The organism is Neorhodopirellula pilleata, from assembly GCF_007859915.1.
GTDB classification, from domain to species: domain Bacteria; phylum Planctomycetota; class Planctomycetia; order Pirellulales; family Pirellulaceae; genus Rhodopirellula; species Rhodopirellula pilleata.
Genome location: NZ_SJPM01000007.1, coordinates 354,643 through 372,414, shown reverse-complemented (window position 1 = coordinate 372,414; position 17,772 = coordinate 354,643). Strand labels below are relative to the sequence as shown.

Below are 17,772 nucleotides of genomic sequence, written 5' to 3'. Positions count from 1 at the left end.
TGTGCTTGTGTCGAATCCACTTGATACTTTTCACAGTGAATGAATTTCCCTTGTTCGTCATCAGGCCTTCATTGTTCAACTGCTCAGCGATCTGAGCATCATCAAGCTGTTTGGCCAGCTCTCGCACTCGATCAACCAGCGCCTCATCATGCCGCCAGCGATCGCATGCGGATCGAGGTAACTCTACTCGCAGGGATTCGTCTACTCCTCCCTGCCAACGCACTTGCAATAAGGCGACATGTGGCTCCGGCTTGGTCACCGTGATGTCGCGAATCAACAGTTGCAAGATTCGTTTCTTGTCCTTCCAGGCTGTTGTCGTGTTATGCCAAAGCTTGGGAAGATCCTGTGCCAGTGCGAACACTTCATCTCGCTGTTGCGAAGTAAATTGAAGCGACTCTTGCTGAAGCCGATCGATTTGATCCTGGACGTCTTGCAGTTCGATCAATGCGTCGTTCCAACGTTGTTCGAGTGTCGAAGCTACCAAACGATTGTTCGGATCAACTTGCTCGTAACGACACTGAGCCAACTCTGCTTCGTACTCCGCTCGTTGCAATCGCATCTTCCATTGAGAATCGATTTGCTCGTGGCGCTGCATAACCATCTCATACGCCTGGATCGCCAGCTGCAACTGCTCGTTATTGAGCACATCAAGCACGCACCGCTCGACGGCGTGATCCAAGTGCGTGCATTGCACTGTCATGCACGCTGATTTTGACAGACCTTCTCGCTTTCGCCAGTTGCATTGGTACGTTGGATAAATACCGCCATTACCGCGATAGCGTGGAGTCAAACGGCGACCACAACAACCGCAGATTAAAAGCCCTTGAAGCAGTGCCAATCCCTCTCGTGCCGGACCGCTCAAAATCATCTCCTTTGCATTCGTTCGGTTGCGTGACAACTGTTCTAGATTCTGTGTGTACTGCTCGAAAGTGATATAGCCTTCGTGATGATCTCGCAAGTTCACCAACCAGTTCTCCTCCGGCATGCAACCAATGCGTGATCGTACTTCTCCGTTCTCCAGAATCTCTTTCACCGATTGATAACGCCCGAAGGCATAAACCCCGGCGTACGATGGGTTCTTCAAAATACCAGTGACGCGTGAATCGGTGAGTCGTCCCCAATGCAGTTTTCCAGCCCAAGTGCCACCGTAACTTCGCTTGGGAAAATCCAGTTTTTCCCGGGCAAAACGCTGCACAACACCGTAGGCACTGCCGCATTGCTGGAAGTAGTCAAAGACCAAGGCGATCATCGAACGCACTTGCGCATCAGCGTCCTTGACGATGCAGCCCAAGTCATCGAATACATAGCCGACTGGCAACGGGAATCGCAACTCTCCTTTGCGAGCCTTGTTGAGTTTGTTGCCTTGCAGGCGAGCGCGGATGAAGTGCAGCTCCGCTTGAGCCATTGTCCCTTTGAGTCCTAACAACAGTCCATCGTTGAAGTCGCACGGATCGTAGCAACCGTCTTCGTCAATGATGAGCGTGCCGGTGATGCCACAGATTTCGATCAGTCGATGCCAATCTGCGTTGGAGCGAGCCAATCGCGAGGCCTCGATCGCCAGTACGGCTCCGGCCTTACCAAGAGACACGTCGGCAACAAGCTTCTTAAAATCTTCGCGATCAGAGGTGGAAGTGCCCGACTTACCGAGGTCGCAATCCAGCACAACGATGCGTGTGACTGGCCAACCCAGGTTCTTCGCATGATCTTTGAGCGCATACTGTCGCTCGGTACTTTCGCGATGGTTACGAACTTGCCCCATACTCGATTGCCGCAGGTAAACAAAGGCAGTCTTCTGAAGGTGAGCTTCGGTGATCTTGGTCGAACGTTGATCCGTGGCGTGCATGACAATCATCCTTGACTGAGTGATTATGGTGAGCGGAACGATCGCCTGAAGTGGCGTCATCGTTGGACGTTGACTCGGGCTGTGCCCGATCGTTCAGGTGGGTTTGAATCAAGTTTGCGATCAGCATTGCGAGCTGATTCCTGCAATCACGCGATAAAGTTGGTCGCGGTGAATGAGCTTGGACTGCTGACTGCTGTGGGGTCGCCGCCATGGCTTTCACTCCTAATCAAGTGATGGCAACCCTACGTCGCCGGACGAATTAGATTGCCATCTCGAAGAAGAAACTGGATTCGACTCGAGCGCACACCGAGCCGTATCCAATAGACCGTAACGGGGCTAATTTTCAGAGACTGATTTGCCGAGTGTCTTGAGGAGCGCAGCCATCTCGATCAACCGCTCCAATCGTAGGATTGTTGGAGGGACTTCCGCATCTTCGTAGCAATCGGTGGAGCGAATCGAAGTCCACTGTCGAGGAACCGAAAAAGTTCCCGATTCCGATCCCTTGAGGATCACGGACTCCACGCCGGAAACGGTTCGAGTTTTGAGAATGGGAAATCGCTTCCCAAGCAAGGGATGGAAAGGATGGGTAATTTCGGCGTTACCCGAAGGCTGACTGCACGAATGTGCTTTTAGCTGGTTGTGTCGCGATGCCGAGCGGTCGCGTTTTCCCATTGCCTTTCGGAATGTTCTTTCGCAAGCTCGGCTTAGGCTGGTAAGCGCCACGATGGAGTCGGCCGAGTAGTCCCTGCAAGTTGTCTCGCAAGTTTTCCTCGTATTCCTCCAACGTCACGCCATCGACTCCGGGCGTTTTGCCTCGCTTCAGTCGGCGAAAGGCGTACCACAGCAGCTCTTCATCGAGCAGCGAGAAGAGATTATTGAATACCTCTTCGGGGTGCGTCTTCGCTCTTTGGGTGATGCGATCCAGCCGAGTTAACACCGTGGTTCCGTCTCTGAGTACGGCCGGTGCCCGGTCTGGATCGCGTGAAATCCTGACCGCCTTCCCTGACTCGGTATTACCCGAGGTGCTTTGGCCTGATTGGTCTTCAAGCCTCTTCGGTACTACGCAGTCATCCGACTCCCTGAATGTCATTTGTCTTCGTTGTTTACTCCGCTTCTAGGACATACTCGACTCGTCGCGATTGGAAATCGCGAAACGAATCAAGAACTTCAGGGTTATCACTGGTTGCCTGACTAACATTGTGTGTAATGCGAATGGGCCGCGGACTCCGGGTCTCCGTCTGCAACTTGCCGGTAACGCTGCAGCCGATGTTGCCTTCAGGTATGCACAAGCCTTGGGCAGAATCCAACAGGTACTAAATTTCGGAGCTACTTCCATTCATTGCTGCGGGGCCACCCGCAGTCAATTCATCCTCACTACCTTTCTGTGTACGCTTCAACCAACGACTTCGGCGAACCGCCTTATACGTTGGCTGCAACACTCGATACTGGGCGTGTGGCTAGCACTTACCCAGGCGGGATTCCCACCCGCTAGTTAATCAGACCTTGCCAGTCCGCACGTGCATCGGGATAGTTCGTCGTGTCCCATCTTGGGCACGGGGAGCGTCGGGTGCTTAGGCGGCAGTCTACCCGAATTGCGTGTAAGGTGCTTATGCGGCGTTGGGACGGCACGGATGCGGGTCGGGAAACAAGGGTTGGAGGATAAGGAACGTCCGGGAGCAAGGGGCATCAATACCCCGGCGTATCGTCTTGGCTTTCCGCGTTTATACGTGAGCGAATCAGGAAACGCTTTCGAGTCCGTTGTGCTGTGCCTAGCCATTCTTGCAGTCCCGCAAATAACGACAAAGCAAAAAACGAAACAACGAGTGTTAATGCGGACGCTTTTGGCAAGACAATTACAGCAATTGAAACTGGCCCTACGAGTACCCACGCGACACATAAGGATGAGTGATCTGACTTAAATATTGCAATCGTCGTCGCAAGTGCGAAGGCGGTCGCAGGAATGAAGCCGAGAACGACATGATGGGGATGGGAAGCAGCAAATAGGCGAAATATTGCCGTAATGAACGCAAGATTGGTCGTAGTCGAAGCTAGTGAACGCAGAGTGAAACGGGGAAATGTGAACCAGCGAGCTTTCTTCCGTTTTGGACGCACGTAACCTTGGGGCGGCCGCCAGCCCTTGTCCGGTCGGCTAGTCATTTTGGATCATCATGTCAATCTCCGTGTCTCGATCGACGAACACCGCCGATCACGGAGCGGCCGGTAAAAAGTTTGAAGTTCCAAAATAGCGTCTTGGCCGCTGCCGTGCATCGGGATAGTTCATCGTGTCCCAACGGCGACAGTTCGAACGAGTTTGGCCGTATGTCAGTGTATCGAACGTGGACGAACCAGTGTTCAACGAGCGTCGATTCAGTCCTGGATTCGGGTCGGGGCGGGGCGTTGCAACACCGACGAACGTTACGCGTAACCGGGAACGCGCGAGAAAGTTTCTAAAGACCAAAACGCTCAGCTCGCGTCCTCCGGTTCACGCGATGGTTACCCGTCGACTTTGTAGCACCGTGAAAGCTTGAGGCTCAAGGAACCCGGAGAACGGGCTCGTCGCTAACGTGCCTTACAAGTTTCTCGAACTTTGCTTGCGCATATTCGCCAGACGCTTCTAGATGTTCGACTCGTGAAGTTAGCGTCTCGATCGTACGTCGTAGATTTTGGTTCTGTTGATACTGCTGGAAAGCAACTAGCAGTAAGCCAGCAAACAATAGTAGAGCCAACATTGAGCGGCCCGAAAAACGGCTCTTGGGGTCCAGCGTGTCTCTTTGGTTCATTTCTGTTCTCCTGTGCGGGGATACGGTTTCTGAAAAACGACCATTCATTGAGGACAACCAAGCAATCAATGTCGGGTAACACCGCCGATCACGGAGCGGCCGGTGAAAAGTTGGAAGTTGTAAAAAGTCGTCTTGGCCGCTGCCGTGCATCGGGATAGTTCGTCGTGTCCCAACGGCGACAGTCCAAACGAGTTTGGCCGGATGTCATTGTATCGAACGTGGACGAACCAGTGTTCAACGAGCGTTGACTCGGACGTGGATTCGGGTCGGGGCCGGGCGTTGCAGCACCGACGAACGGTTGGGTTCAGCGGGGCCGCGCGGACGACTCTCCACTTCAAAAACGTAAACTCGCGGCCTCCGTTGCAACCCATGGTTCGCCAGCGTCGTGCACTGATGTGGATTGCGATTACCCAATCGGATCGTACAGCGAAGCATTTGTGCCGGCAAGGATAATGCCGACAAGCAAGAAGGCGAAGTTCCGGCCCGTGGCTTTTCGTGTGGGATTGCAGTTGCGATAGAAATACCAAAACAGAAGCGATGTTGCGGTAGTCGGCAATACCGCGAGCAAAGGTGGCAACATGAACCGCAGTCCTGCTGAGCCGGAGTCAAACAAGCGAATTGAGCAATAACCATGGCAGGTGAGTTTCCAGCCCGCTTCACCGTGCGACGAGAAGAACAGCGCCCATAGAACCAATGCTGATAATACGTGCACCATGGAAACCATCCATTTCCAGTCTGGATGAACCGTGCGGACAGGTGGCTCAAGCGAGTCGATCGAGGTCGGCGTTCTGTAAGGGTTGTTGACGCCCATGCGTTATTCCGTGCGGCGAACGTTTGCAATCACCCGGTCGCGACGAGAGATTGTCCATTGCAAAATCGCCCGACTTCGCGACTCGGGTGCACGGGTACGCCCGACATGGGCGTGAACTTGTGGGGTGCCGCTTCCTTCGGGAAGCCAGTCCCCTGTACGAAAACGGAACTTGAACGAAGGACAGCATACCAAATGTAATCGATCAAGAAGAAGTACTAGGCGAAGGCAACTGCGGCGAGGCGACAGACCGTGGAGAGGAAGCCTGCGAATGTGGCCGGTAAGCCAGCAAAGAATCGTCGCTGGCACACGTTCTCGCCAAAGCTGCTGACATGATGAGTCCTTCCTAGACTACGGGGCCTATCCAACTTCAGCCGATCTTAGCGTCCTGGCTGGAAAATCGCCCTCCCAATTCTCAAACGTCATCCCAACGCCGATTAGCGTGCCTGCACCCAAAGCCCCCGAAAAACGGGGCTCTCCATTTACAAAACGCACCGCCGCTGCGTACACTGTCGGGCTTTCCTCGCCCCCCTTGGCGTTGTCGTCCCGTTTTTGCCGCGTCTGCGCGGCGTTCCGTCCCCCGAATTCTGCATTTTTCGTGTTCGATTCACTCTCCGAAGGCCTGCAATCCGCTTTCAAAAGCCTGTCCGGCAAGGGCAAGCTGACCGAAGCGAATATGCGCGATGGGCTGAAAATCGTTGAGGAATCGCTACTCGAATCCGACGTCAGCTACTCGGTCGTCAAGGACTTCATGTCCCACGTGACCGAGAAAGCCCTCGGCAAACGGGTGCTATTGTCATTGCGACCGCAGGAAGAACTCGTTCGGATCGTTCACGAAGAGCTGGTCGCGACGCTCGGTCCGGTCGATTCGTCGCTGCATTTGAACGCCGACCGCCCGACGATCATCATGCTGTGCGGCTTGCAGGGCAGCGGCAAAACGACCACGTGCGGCAAGCTTACGCAATTGCTGCGGGAACAGAACATTCAACCGTTGCTCGTCGCGGCCGACTTGCAACGCCCCGCCGCGATCGAGCAGCTTAAAGTCATCGGCGATCAGCTCGGTGTGCCCGTTCACACCGAAACCGACCACAAGGACCCCGTCAAGGTTTGCCGAAACGGTGTCGATCGAGCCAAAAAAGACGGTAACCGGGTCGTGATTCTGGACACCGCCGGGCGGCTCGCGATCGACGAAGAGTTGATGAGCCAACTCAAGATGATCGACCGAAAGGTCGGCCCCGATCAGGTCTACCTCGTCGTCGACGGGATGACGGGCCAAGACGCGGTCAACAGCGCCGGAGCTTTCAACGCAGCCCTCGAACTCGACGGCGTGATCATGACCAAACTCGACGGCGACGCCCGCGGCGGTGCGTTGTTGTCGGTCAAACAGGTCACCGGCGTCCCGATCAAATTCATCGGGACGGGCGAGCGATTCGACGCTTTGGAACCGTTCCGCCCCGAAGGCATGGCTAGCCGCATTCTGCAAATGGGCGACATGGTCGCTGCGGCCCGCGAAGCCCACCGGATCGTCGACGAGAAAGAACGCGAAGAACTCGAAGCCAAGATGGCGTCGGGTGAATTTTCGCTCGACGATTTCAAAGGCATGATGCAGAAAATCGCTCAACCCGGCCTGATGGGCCGCATGATGGGGCTGATGCCAGGCATGTCGCAATTCAAGGAAGCGATGGAGAGCGAAGAAGCCGGCGGGCAAATGCGACAGATCATCGGTCTGATCGATTCGATGACCCCAGCCGAACGCAAGAACCCCAAGCTGATTGACTCCTCGCGTCGCACGCGGATCGCTAACGGGGCCGGCGTGCCCTCGCCAATGATCACGCAATTGCTCAAGCAATTCGACACGATGAAACCGCTGATGCAGATCATGGCGGGCAAAGGCACCGGCGATCGTCTGTCGATGTTGCGTCAATTGCAAAACAGCGGAGCACTGACGGACCCTCGGGGCGGTGCGAAACTAAAACAATCCACGGGCAAGCGACTCAGCCCGGCCGAACGAGCCCAACAGCGGAAAGAACGCGAAAAGCTCAAACGCAAAATGAAACGCAAACGTTAAAGACCGGTTGAACCCGCCCAACGTCGGGCCGGGTCGCCCGGATACCACTGATCTCACCCCTCAATACTTAGGAAACCGTAGTGGCAGTTAGAATTCGAATGAAAAAAATGGGCCGGACCCACCGTGCCTTCTTCCGCGTTTGTGCGATGGACCAACGCAAGCCTCGCGACGGCCGCGTGATCGAAGAACTCGGCTACTACGATCCGTCGGTTCCCGAAACCGATGCCCGAGCGATCCTCAAAGGTGACCGGATCGCGTATTGGATGAGCGTGGGAGCCCAGCCGACTGAAAAGTGCGCCGTCTTGATCAAGAAGTATGGCGAAAACGGCAGCCATTTGGACGCCCAAAAGGCCGCCTTGGATCGCCTCGGTCGACGCAAGGAATACACACCCGCTCCCGTCACCGCGGCGCCAGCCCCGGCACCGGTGGCCGCAGCTCCCGCTGATGAAACTCCAGCCGAAGAAGCCCCAGCCGAGGCCTCCGAAGACCAAGCCGCTGAGCAACCAGCCGCATCGGAATAGTCGATTCAGTGAGAATCGACGTTGTCACACTGTTTCCGGCAATCTTTGATAGTTATTTGACTCAAAGTTTGCTACACAAAGCCATCGTCCGAGGTTTGGTCGCGATCGAGCGACACGACTTGCGGGCGTGGGCCGAGGACTCACCGCACCACAAGGTCGACGATAAACCTTTTGGTGGCGGGCCGGGAATGTTGATTCAAGTCGAACCGACCGTCGCATGCGTTCGTGAAGTCGAAACGATGCACCCGACGCCGGCTCGGCGGATTTTATTGACGCCGCAAGGTAAACGGTTCGACCAACGCCTCGCCGAAGACTTGGCCGGCTCGGACCGATTACTCTTGTTGTGCGGACGATACGAAGGATTTGACCAACGGGTCCAAGACATCTTGGAACCCGAAGAAATAAGCGTCGGCGATTTTGTCCTCAATGGAGGTGAAGTCGCCGCGATGACGATCATTGACGCCGTGGTGCGATTGCTGCCCGGCGTCCTTGGTGACGAAAACAGCAGTCGGGACGATTCGTTCAGCCGCGGAAACCGGCTGTTGGAATTCCCGCAATACACCCGACCTCGTGAATTCGAAGGACATTCGGTTCCCGAGGTTTTGCTCAGTGGTGACCACGCGGCGATCGCCGCCTGGCGAGCCGAGCAAACCCAACTCCGCACCCAAGCACGTCGTCAAGATTTACTTGGTGAGGAACCGAACGGCTGACCCCATTCGGATCAATAACGAAATCAAATCGGACGGTACCCGCCGCTCCGCCAATTCAAACAACCCCTTTCAAACGTGAGAAATATCATGAGCAACGCCATCATGGATTTGGTCGACAAGGCCAACCTGAAAGCCGACGTGCCTAAGTTCGAAATCGGCGACACCATCGACGTGCACACGAAGATCCTCGAAGGCAACAAAGAACGTATTCAAGTCTTCAGCGGCGTGGTCATCGCCCGCTCCGGTCGTGGTTCGCAAGAAATGTTCACCGTTCGCCGCATCGTCGGCGGTGAAGGCGTCGAGCGTAAGTTCCCCGTTCACAGCCCCCGGATCGACAAGGTCGAAGTCAAGCGAAGTGGCGTTACCCGCCGCGCCAAGCTGTACTTCCTCCGCGATCGAATCGGCAAGGCCGTTCGTCTGAAAGAACGTCGCCGCGTTTGAGCGACGCGCTGAGAACCGTCAGCCGATGATGGGTATGAGCCGAAAGTGTTCACCGAAGATTCGCCATCCTTGGCACCCTGGGCTGTTCAAAATTTGGTATTGCGATATTTTCGTTATCCGCAACTTCCTGTCACCTCTCCCAGCGAAGCTGGGGGAGGTCGGATCGAGCGAAGCAAGATCCGGGAGGGGGCATCCCCAGGCCAAACCAAGCCGATCCAACCAAACAACGCCCGTGCCCCCTCCCTCGCGGACTCCTGAACGTCGTCGCTCGACCTCCCCCAAACTGCGTTCGGGAGAGGTGACAGGTGGACAAGAAATTCCTCGGAGAAAAAGGAAGAACAACGAATCAACACCGAATTTTGAACAGCTCAGCGTTAGCCACGGTTTCGGCATCGCAGAACCGGGGCTAACGCCCAAACGGCTGATCTTCAGTCGGTGTTTTTAATTGAATCAGCAGTCTCCTTAGGGAGGGTGAAGAGTAACATCCATGAACGACTCCCCACGTCCTTCCTTTTGGACCGAAGACCTCCTTGCGATTCTAATCGGTTGGACGATCCTGATCGTTTCGCTCGGATGCGTGCGTTTCACGACGACGGTCATCGCCGAACAAGACACCGTCGGTGTGACCACCGCCGACCACCTGCTTGCCGATTACGTCGGCAATCCTAAGGGTTGGTACAGCAATCCCGTCGATGCGTTTCGCAAAGAGATCGATCCGATCGAAACGACGGGCCCCGGTGGTGAGACCACGACAACGCCGGCGTTCGCTCCCGAGCTGAGTCGGCTTTCCGGTACGCTCGGTGCCGGTGTTATCATCGGTATCGTGTTCTGGTTGGTATTGTTGATCACGCGTGGTCGCGCGTCTTCGTTTGCCGTCGGCTTTCCGGTCGTCTTCGCTCTTGGCGTTTCGGCATATGTGCTCGCCGGCCAAGCGATCGTGTCGGCTTACAACTTGGAATACGCGTTGTGGGCACTCGGGCTGGGATTGTTAATCAGCAACACGATCGGAACTCCGAATTGGTTGCGCGGTGCGGCGCGGACTGAGTTCTATATCAAGACGGGCTTGGTGTTGCTGGGCAGTGAAATCTTGATGAGCCGTCTGTTGGCGCTTGGCGTGCCGGGAATTTGCGTCGCTTGGATCGTCACACCGATCGTATTGATCTCGACATTTTGGTTCGGCCAAAAGGTATTGAAGATTCATTCACCGACGTTGAACATGGTGATCTCGGCGGACATGTCCGTGTGCGGCGTCTCGGCGGCGATCGCATCGGCGGCAGCTTGCAAGGCCAAGAAAGATGAATTGTCGTTCGCGATCGGACTGTCGCTCTCGTTCACCGTGTTGATGATGGTTTTGATGCCCGCCTTCATCAAGTTGGTCGACATGGACGAAACGCTCGCCGGAGCTTGGATGGGCGGAACGATCGACGCGACGGGTGCCGTCGCGGCGGCCGGAGAGTTGGTCGGGCCGCGAGCCCTCGAAGTGGCGGCAACCATCAAGATGATTCAAAACATTTTGATCGGCGTGATCGCCTTCGGGATCGCCGTGTTTTGGACGACCTATATGGATCGTGACAGTGAATCGCCCAACGTCGGTTGGTCGGAAATCTGGCTGCGTTTTCCCAAGTTCATCCTCGGGTTTATCGGCGCGTCGTTGGTGTTCTCCGCGATCCACGGCGGGATGCCCGACGGCGAAATGTGGACGAGCGAATCGATCGGCTTTACCAAGTCGATTCGTGGTTGGTTGTTCTGTCTCGCGTTCGTCAGCATCGGTTTGGAAACCAACTTCGCCGAATTGAGAAAACACTTACGAGGTGGCAAACCCTTGGTGCTCTACGTCGTCGGTCAATCGCTGAACTTGGCACTGACGTTCGCAATGGCGTACTTGATGTTCAAGGTCATCTTCCCCGCGACCTAGGCCCGCACGAATCCCATGCTAACGCAATCGTTCTGCCACGAAGTGACATCCTACTCGTACTCCTACTAGTGCTCCTACTCGAATCGGGGCACCGATGACCGAACCCATCTTCGACCACGATCGACTTGACGATCGCACTCACGATGAGCTGAAACGGATGCTTCACCGGATCGTCTCGATGCTGACCCGTTTAATCGCCCGATCAGAATCCGTGGCCGAACTACCAGGGGAGTACAATGCTGGAGTCGAATACGAGTACCGCGAGTACGGGTACCGCGAGGCTGAGTACGAGTACAAGTACGATGAAGACCGGAAGCCAGAACCAAGAATTGCACCGAAGGACGTGGTGCCGTTTTTCTCCAAATCAATTTCCACCTCGCGTCCTCGGTGAATTCAGCCGATACTCGCGAATCGCGTTGCCCGCGAAAACCGCCGCCTGTTCTTGGTCGCTCAACGTCGACGCTAACTCACGCACCGTCGCGAGCCAACGGGAATACTCCGTCGCCAACAAGCACACCGGCCAATCGCTGCCGAACATCAAACGTTCCGGACCGAACACTTCCATCGCCACGTCCCAATACGGTCGAACCGTTTCGATGTCCCATGACGGATCGCGGACTTCGGTCGCGACTCCGGAGAACTTGCATGTCACGTTGTCGCGGCGGGCCAACTCGGTGAAGTCTCGCTTCCACGTTTCGTCAAACCGTTGAGTTGACACCACCGGTTTGGCGATGTGATCGAGCACCATGCGGACATCTTGATGCCGGTCGGCGAAATCGATCGCGGCGGGAAGTTGGTGCGGGTAAACCAACAGGTCATAAACCAAATTCCTCGCGGCTAAACTCGCCACGCCCTCGTTGAACTCCGCTCCGTCGAGGAACCGGTCGTCCGGTTCGTCTTGGACCACGTGGCGGAGCCCGACCAGTTTGGCTCGGCCCGCAAATTCTTCGATAGCCTCCGCCAAGCCCGGTCCTGCCAATGGCAACCAACCGACCACGCCCTGGATCAAAGGCTCCCGCTCCGCGATTGCCAGCAAATCGCGAGTTTCCTGGATGCTCTGCCTGGCCTGGACCGAAACGAAACCATCGATCGAGTTTTCCGTCGCGATCTCGCGAAGTTGCGGTGCCAGGAAGTCTCGCTGCAGGACCGCTTTGGTGTCGTCGATCCAACCGTATTGAACCGGATCAAACTTCCAAAGGTGGTGGTGGGCGTCGATCAGCAAAGTTTTACTCGGGAAATCGGGCGGTCGGGTTGTTCAAAGGTTGGTAGGAAACGAAGATAGCGGTTCGAACGATACGCTTCAATCTTGCCGTCTTTCCTTCCAAGACCCCAATCTTTTCCATGCTTCAAGCTTCCTCAACCGACCAACAACTCGCCGAACTCGTCCGCGAACGCATCTTGCTGCTCGACGGTGCGATGGGCACGATGATTCAGCGATTGAAACTCGACGAGGCCGCCGTGCGGGGCGATCGATTCGCCGATCATCATAAAGACTTGAAGAACTTTTCGGACATCTTGTGCCTGACCCATCCCGACAAGATTTTCGACATCCATTGGAAGTACTACGAGGCGGGCAGCGACATCGTCGAGACGAACTCGTTCGGAGCCAGCCCCGTGGGGATGGTCGAGTTTGATTTGCCGCTCGAACTGGTCGACGAGATCAATCACGCCGCCGTCGCTTGCGCCCGCAAAGCAGCCGACGAGTGGACCGACCGCACGCCCGATAAACCCCGTTTTATCGCCGGTTCGATCGGACCAACGACCAAACAGCTCGCGATCAGTACCGAAGACGATCCGGCCCATCGGGGATCGACGTTCGGCGAACTTAAAGACAGCTACTTTGCCCAAGTCAAATCGTTGTGCGAAGCCGGTGTGGACCTGTTGCTCCCCGAGACGGCGATCGACACGCTCAACTTGAAAGCGTGTTTGTTCGCGATCCAAGAATACTTCGACGGCGGCGGACGACGGGTCCCGGTGATGGCCAGCGGCACGTTCGGTGACGGCGGACGCACGTTCGTGAGTGCCCAAAGTGTCGAAGCGTTCTGGACGGCGATCAGCCACTTCCCCTTGTTTTCGATCGGGATGAACTGTGCCCTCGGTCCGGACGTGATGCGTCCGCACATCGAAGAGCTTTCCAAGGTCGCCGGTATTCCGATCAGTTGCCACCCCAACGCGGGTTTGCCCAACGAGATGGGACAGTTCGATCTCGGTCCGAAAGACATGGCCGAAAAGGTCGGCGAGTACGCCGATAACGGCTGGGTCAATATCTTGGGCGGTTGTTGCGGAACGACACCCGACCACATCGCCGCGTTCGCCAAACGCATCGAAGGACGCAAGCCGAAACAAGACAATCAGCCCGGTCCGGTGTGGACTCGCTTGTCGGGCCAATTGCCGATGGTGATGCGTCCGGAGATTCCTTTCACGATGGTTGGGGAACGGACCAACGTCACCGGCAGCCGCATGTTCGCTCGCCTGATCCGCGACGAGAAGTACGACGAAGCCGTCGACGTGGCGCGAGAGCAAGTCGAAAACGGTGCGACGATCATCGACGTGAACTTCGACGACGCGTTGCTCGACGGCGTCGAAGCGATGACCCGGTTCTTACGTTTGATCGCCGGCGATGCGGTCGTCGCGGCCGTACCGGTGATGATCGATAGCTCGCGATGGGAAGTCATCGAAGCCGGTTTACAAAACGTGCAAGGCAAAGCGATCGTCAATTCGATTTCGCTCAAGGACGGCGAAGCCGAGTTTTTGCGACGAGCCCGTTTGGTGCGTCAATACGGAGCCGCCGCGGTCGTGATGGCGTTCGACGAAGAGGGGCAAGCGGCCGACGAAGACAACAAAGTCCGTATCTGCAAACGCGCTTACGATTTGCTGGTCAACGAAGTCCACTTCCCACCCGAAGACATCATCTTCGACCCGAACATCTTGACCGTCGCCACGGGCATGGACGAACACAACAACTACGCGGTCGATTTCGTCAACGCGGTCGAGCGGATCAAGAAGGAATGCCCCGGTGCGAAGACCAGCGGCGGCGTCAGTAACATCAGCTTCAGCTTCCGGGGCAACGACCCGGTTCGCGAGGCCATCCACAGCGCATTCCTATACCGCGCGATCAAGGCCGGGTTGGACATGGGCATCGTCAACGCCGGTCAACTCGAAGTCTACGAAGAGATCCCCAAGGACTTGCTCGAACACGTCGAGGATGTGTTGTGGAATCGCCGCGACGACGCGACCGACCGGATGCTCGAGTTCGCCGAAACGGTCAAAGGCACCGGCAAGAAAAAATCAGGTGAAGACCTCGCCTGGCGAACTCAACCGGTCCAAGAACGGATGAAGCATGCGTTGATCAAAGGCATCGACAAGTACATCGTCGAAGACGCCGAGGAAGCCCGCCAACATTACGACAAGTGTCTGCAAGTCATCGAAGGCCCGTTGATGGACGGCATGAGCGTTGTCGGGGACCTGTTCGGCCAGGGCAAAATGTTCTTACCGCAAGTGGTAAAGTCGGCTCGCGTGATGAAGAAGGCGGTCGCTTACCTCGAGCCCTTCATGGAAGAGGAAAAACGTCTCGCCGGAATCGAACAAGATGACGCTCGCGGCAAGTTCTTGATCGCGACGGTCAAGGGCGACGTCCACGACATCGGCAAGAACATCGTCGGAGTCGTCTTGCAGTGCAACAACTACGAGGTCATCGATCTCGGCGTGATGGTTTCGTGCGAAAAGATTTTGGAAGAGGCCGTCAAACACGGTGCCGACATGATCGGTTTGTCCGGCTTGATCACACCAAGTCTCGACGAAATGGTGCATGTCGCCCGCGAAATGAAGCGTGCCGGAATGACGATTCCGTTGCTCGTCGGTGGTGCGACGACGAGTGCCAAGCACACCGCCGTCCGGATCGCGCCGGCGTACGACGGCCCGGTCGTGCATGTCCTCGACGCGAGCCGCAGTGTCGGCGTGGTCGAAAAGCTGCTCAATGACGATACGCGTGACGCTTACTTGAAGTCCAACACGATCGAGCAAGCCAACTTGGTGAAGAGCTTTCAAGAACGCAAGCAAAAGCTGACTCCGTATGCGGACGCGCTCGCTCAGCGATTTGCCACTGATTGGGACAGCGTCCGGATCGACAAGCCCTCGTTTACCGGTACCAAGATTCTTGACAACTTCCCGCTGGCCACGCTGCGTGAGTTCATCGATTGGTCGCCGTACTTCATGACTTGGGAACTCAAAGGTAAGTACCCCAAGATCTTCCAGGACGAGACCGTCGGCGAAGTCGCCAAGGAGGTTTTCGAAAAAGCCAACACGATGCTCGACAAGATCATCGCGGAAAACTTGATCCAAGCCAAAGCGGTCTATGGGTTCTGGCCGGCGGCTTCCGATGGCGACGACATCATCGTTTATACCGACGAATCGCGAAGCGAAGAACGCACTCGTTTCCATTGCCTACGCCAGCAATGGGAACGCAAAGGACAAACCGATTACCGATCTCTAGCCGATTACATCGCCCCGGTCGATTCAGGCCGCGAGGATTATGTCGGTGGCTTTGCGGTTACCGCAGGCATTGGTGCGGATAAACTGGCAAACCAATTCAAGAAAGACCTCGACGACGAAAGTTCGATCATCGTCCAGGCGGTCGCCGATCGTTGCGCCGAGGCGTTCGCCGAATGCCTTCACCGCCAAGCCCGGATGGACTGGGGCTATGGTGCCCAGGAGCAGCTTTCGACGGAAGATTTGATTGACGAAAAATACCGCGGCATTCGCCCTGCGGCGGGTTACCCGGCGTGTCCTGACCACACCGAAAAACGAACGCTGTTCGATCTGCTCGAAGCCGAAAAGACGACCGGCATCACGTTGACCGAAAGTTTCGCGATGTCACCGGGCGCCAGCGTCAGTGGGTTGTACTTCGCCCACCCCGAAGCGAGATATTTTTCAGTCGACCGGATCACGCGAGACCAAGTCGAATCGTACGCCAAACGAAAAGGATGGGCGATCTCCAAAGTGGAACGTTGGTTGTCCCCGAATTTGGCGTATGACCCGGCGTGATGGGGGCAGCGGTTGGCTTTTGGCGGTTGGCTTGGGGACTGCCGGGTCTGCGCCGAAGCGGCTTCGACCCAGCCTACTCTTCACTCTTCACTCTTCACTCTTCACTCTTCACTCGCCATCGAACCCACCTTCTATGTCGAAAACCATTGGTTTGTTGGCGATTGTGCTGTTGGTGTTGATCGTTCGCGGCGGATTGCTTTTGACCCGTGTCGATGGTCTGAGTGACGATCCCGATGCGTATCGGGTGATCGCTGAAACGCTTGCCCGCACCGGAGTGTTTGGTTTGCCAGTTGGTGACGAGGGTGTCAAGCCGACCGCGTTTCGACCGCCGCTGTATCCTTGGGTGCTCTCGTTCTTGACGGACAGCGATGGGCGTTTGATTAACTTTCCGGTCGCGATTCTGCACGCGATCCTGGGAACCCTCACGGTGTTGTTGACGTGGGACATCGCCCGGCGGTTGCTCGGTCGGACCGCTGCGGTTGTGGCGACCGTGATCGTTACGCTTGATCCGATTCTCATGTGGCAATCCACGCTCGTCATGACCGAAACGTTGGCAACGTTCTTGACGATCGCCGTTTTTTGGTGGTGGGTGATCCGATTCCAACACGGACGCGATCGGACATCGAACTCATGCGAGGTGTCGGGCGTTCCGAATGCATCGGTGACGGCGGCCGGTCTCGGTGTGTTGTTGAGTCTGGCGTTTTTGTGTCGGCCTACGTTCTTGGTTTGGGCGATATTGGTCATCCCCATGGTGATGTTCGCCGGGCCGGCTTGCAGCGTACGTCGTGGCGTGATCGCGGTGGTTAGCTTCGCGATCGTCGCCGTCGTGATGGCCGCTTGGACTGCCCGCAATGTCGCCGTCATGGGGCATCCGATTTGGGCGACTTCCCACGGCGGTTACACCTTGTTGCTTGGCAACAACGAATCATTTTACGGTTACCTGCGCGACCAACGATCGACTTGGCCTTGGAATAGTCCGGCGTGGGACGCCGAGCCGTTCTTCGAAGACTATGCCAACCGGAAAGCCAGCGGGGATGAAGTCGCTGACGACGAAACCGCGTATCAGTTGGCACGGACGACGATCAACCAACAACCCGACATGTTCGTTTATTCGTGTTGGGTCCGTTTTGTCCGGCTTTGGCAACCTTTTCCCCACGCGACGTCCGGCCGGTCGACGGCGTCGATTGTCGCGGTCGGATCGTTTTATGTGCTTGTGTATGCATTGATCGTGATTGCCTCGATTCAGCACGCTTCGGACTTGTTTGCCGGAGGTTTACGACGAATGATGATGGTTTGGCCGGCCATCGCGTTGTTCATCACACTCAGCGGCGTGCATGCGGTCTACTGGAGCAACCCACGGATGCGGGCCCCCGCCAATCCGGTCCTGGCGATCGCCGCTTCGGCCGCTTTCCTATCCCGACGAAATCTTTCCCTTTTCCAAACTGCCTTTTCCCAACCTGATGACCTTACCGACATCCACGTCTAATGAGAGAGTGAAGAGTGAAGAGTGAAGAGTGAAGAGTGAAGAGTGAAGAGTGAAGAGTGAAGAGTGAAGAGTAGGCTGGGTCGAAGCCGCTTCGGCGCAGACCCGGCAGTTCCCAGGCCAACCGCCAACCGCCAACCGCCAACCGCCAACCGCCAAC

The 17,772-nt window shown here is 56.3% G+C and carries 13 protein-coding genes; 8 read left to right on the top strand and 5 right to left on the bottom strand.

Annotation, left to right across the window (positions count from 1 at the left end):
• The 4 genes from Pla100_RS18040 to Pla100_RS18030 form a co-directional block, all read right to left on the bottom strand.
• Positions 1-1,843: recombinase family protein (locus Pla100_RS18040; RefSeq protein WP_197168041.1), on the bottom strand; the 1,843-nt coding region annotated here is incomplete at its 3' end.
• 336 nt (positions 1,844-2,179) lie between these two features.
• Positions 2,180-2,515 carry a DUF5372 family protein gene (locus Pla100_RS32460; protein WP_390620618.1) on the bottom strand — a complete coding sequence of 112 codons (336 nt, stop codon included), beginning with the start codon at positions 2,513-2,515 and terminating at the stop codon, positions 2,180-2,182.
• Complete coding sequence (locus Pla100_RS18035) at positions 2,442-2,780, bottom strand: reverse transcriptase family protein (protein ID WP_146579077.1); 339 nt, start codon at positions 2,778-2,780, stop codon at positions 2,442-2,444. The genes Pla100_RS32460 and Pla100_RS18035 overlap by 74 nt, the downstream gene beginning before the upstream one ends.
• Positions 2,781-5,029: 2,249 nt before the next feature.
• Positions 5,030-5,434, bottom strand: coding sequence for a hypothetical protein (locus Pla100_RS18030; protein ID WP_146579076.1), 405 nt, complete (start codon positions 5,432-5,434; stop codon positions 5,030-5,032).
• Between the two features lie 595 nt (positions 5,435-6,029).
• Here Pla100_RS18030 and ffh point away from each other — a divergent pair.
• The 6 genes from ffh (at position 6,030) to Pla100_RS17995 (ending at position 11,477) form a co-directional block, all read left to right on the top strand.
• Positions 6,030-7,499: a signal recognition particle protein gene (ffh, locus tag Pla100_RS18025; protein ID WP_146579075.1), complete on the top strand. Its 1,470-nt coding sequence runs from the start codon at positions 6,030-6,032 to the stop codon at positions 7,497-7,499.
• A 146-nt stretch (positions 7,500-7,645) separates the two neighbouring features.
• On the top strand, positions 7,646-8,020 hold the full coding sequence (gene rpsP, locus Pla100_RS18020) for a 30S ribosomal protein S16 (RefSeq protein ID WP_390620622.1): 375 nt from the start codon (positions 7,646-7,648) through the stop codon (positions 8,018-8,020).
• A gap of 8 nt (positions 8,021-8,028) precedes the next feature.
• Positions 8,029-8,730, top strand: coding sequence for a tRNA (guanosine(37)-N1)-methyltransferase TrmD (gene trmD, locus Pla100_RS18015; protein WP_146579073.1), 702 nt, complete (start codon positions 8,029-8,031; stop codon positions 8,728-8,730).
• Between the two features lie 87 nt (positions 8,731-8,817).
• Positions 8,818-9,171 (top strand): 50S ribosomal protein L19, encoded by a 354-nt coding sequence (gene rplS, locus Pla100_RS18010; RefSeq protein WP_146579072.1) that lies wholly within the window; start codon positions 8,818-8,820, stop codon positions 9,169-9,171.
• Positions 9,172-9,658: 487 nt separating this feature from the next.
• Positions 9,659-11,086 (top strand): YeiH family protein, encoded by a 1,428-nt coding sequence (locus Pla100_RS18000; protein ID WP_146579070.1) that lies wholly within the window; start codon positions 9,659-9,661, stop codon positions 11,084-11,086.
• 94 nt (positions 11,087-11,180) lie between these two features.
• Positions 11,181-11,477, top strand: a complete 297-nt coding sequence (locus Pla100_RS17995) for a hypothetical protein (RefSeq protein ID WP_146579069.1) — start codon at positions 11,181-11,183, stop codon at positions 11,475-11,477.
• Here Pla100_RS17995 and Pla100_RS17990 read toward each other — a convergent pair.
• Positions 11,451-12,308, bottom strand: a complete 858-nt coding sequence (locus Pla100_RS17990; protein ID WP_146579068.1) for an amidohydrolase family protein — start codon at positions 12,306-12,308, stop codon at positions 11,451-11,453. The genes Pla100_RS17995 and Pla100_RS17990 overlap by 27 nt on opposite strands.
• A 119-nt stretch (positions 12,309-12,427) precedes the next feature.
• Between Pla100_RS17990 and metH the strand changes: the two genes are divergently transcribed.
• Together metH and Pla100_RS17980 are read left to right on the top strand one after the other, a co-directional pair.
• Positions 12,428-16,129 carry a methionine synthase gene (gene metH, locus Pla100_RS17985; RefSeq protein ID WP_146579067.1) on the top strand — a complete coding sequence of 1,234 codons (3,702 nt, stop codon included), beginning with the start codon at positions 12,428-12,430 and terminating at the stop codon, positions 16,127-16,129.
• Between the two features lie 133 nt (positions 16,130-16,262).
• Positions 16,263-17,615, top strand: a complete 1,353-nt coding sequence (locus Pla100_RS17980; RefSeq protein WP_146579066.1) for an ArnT family glycosyltransferase — start codon at positions 16,263-16,265, stop codon at positions 17,613-17,615.
• Positions 17,616-17,772: the final 157 nt, after the last annotated feature.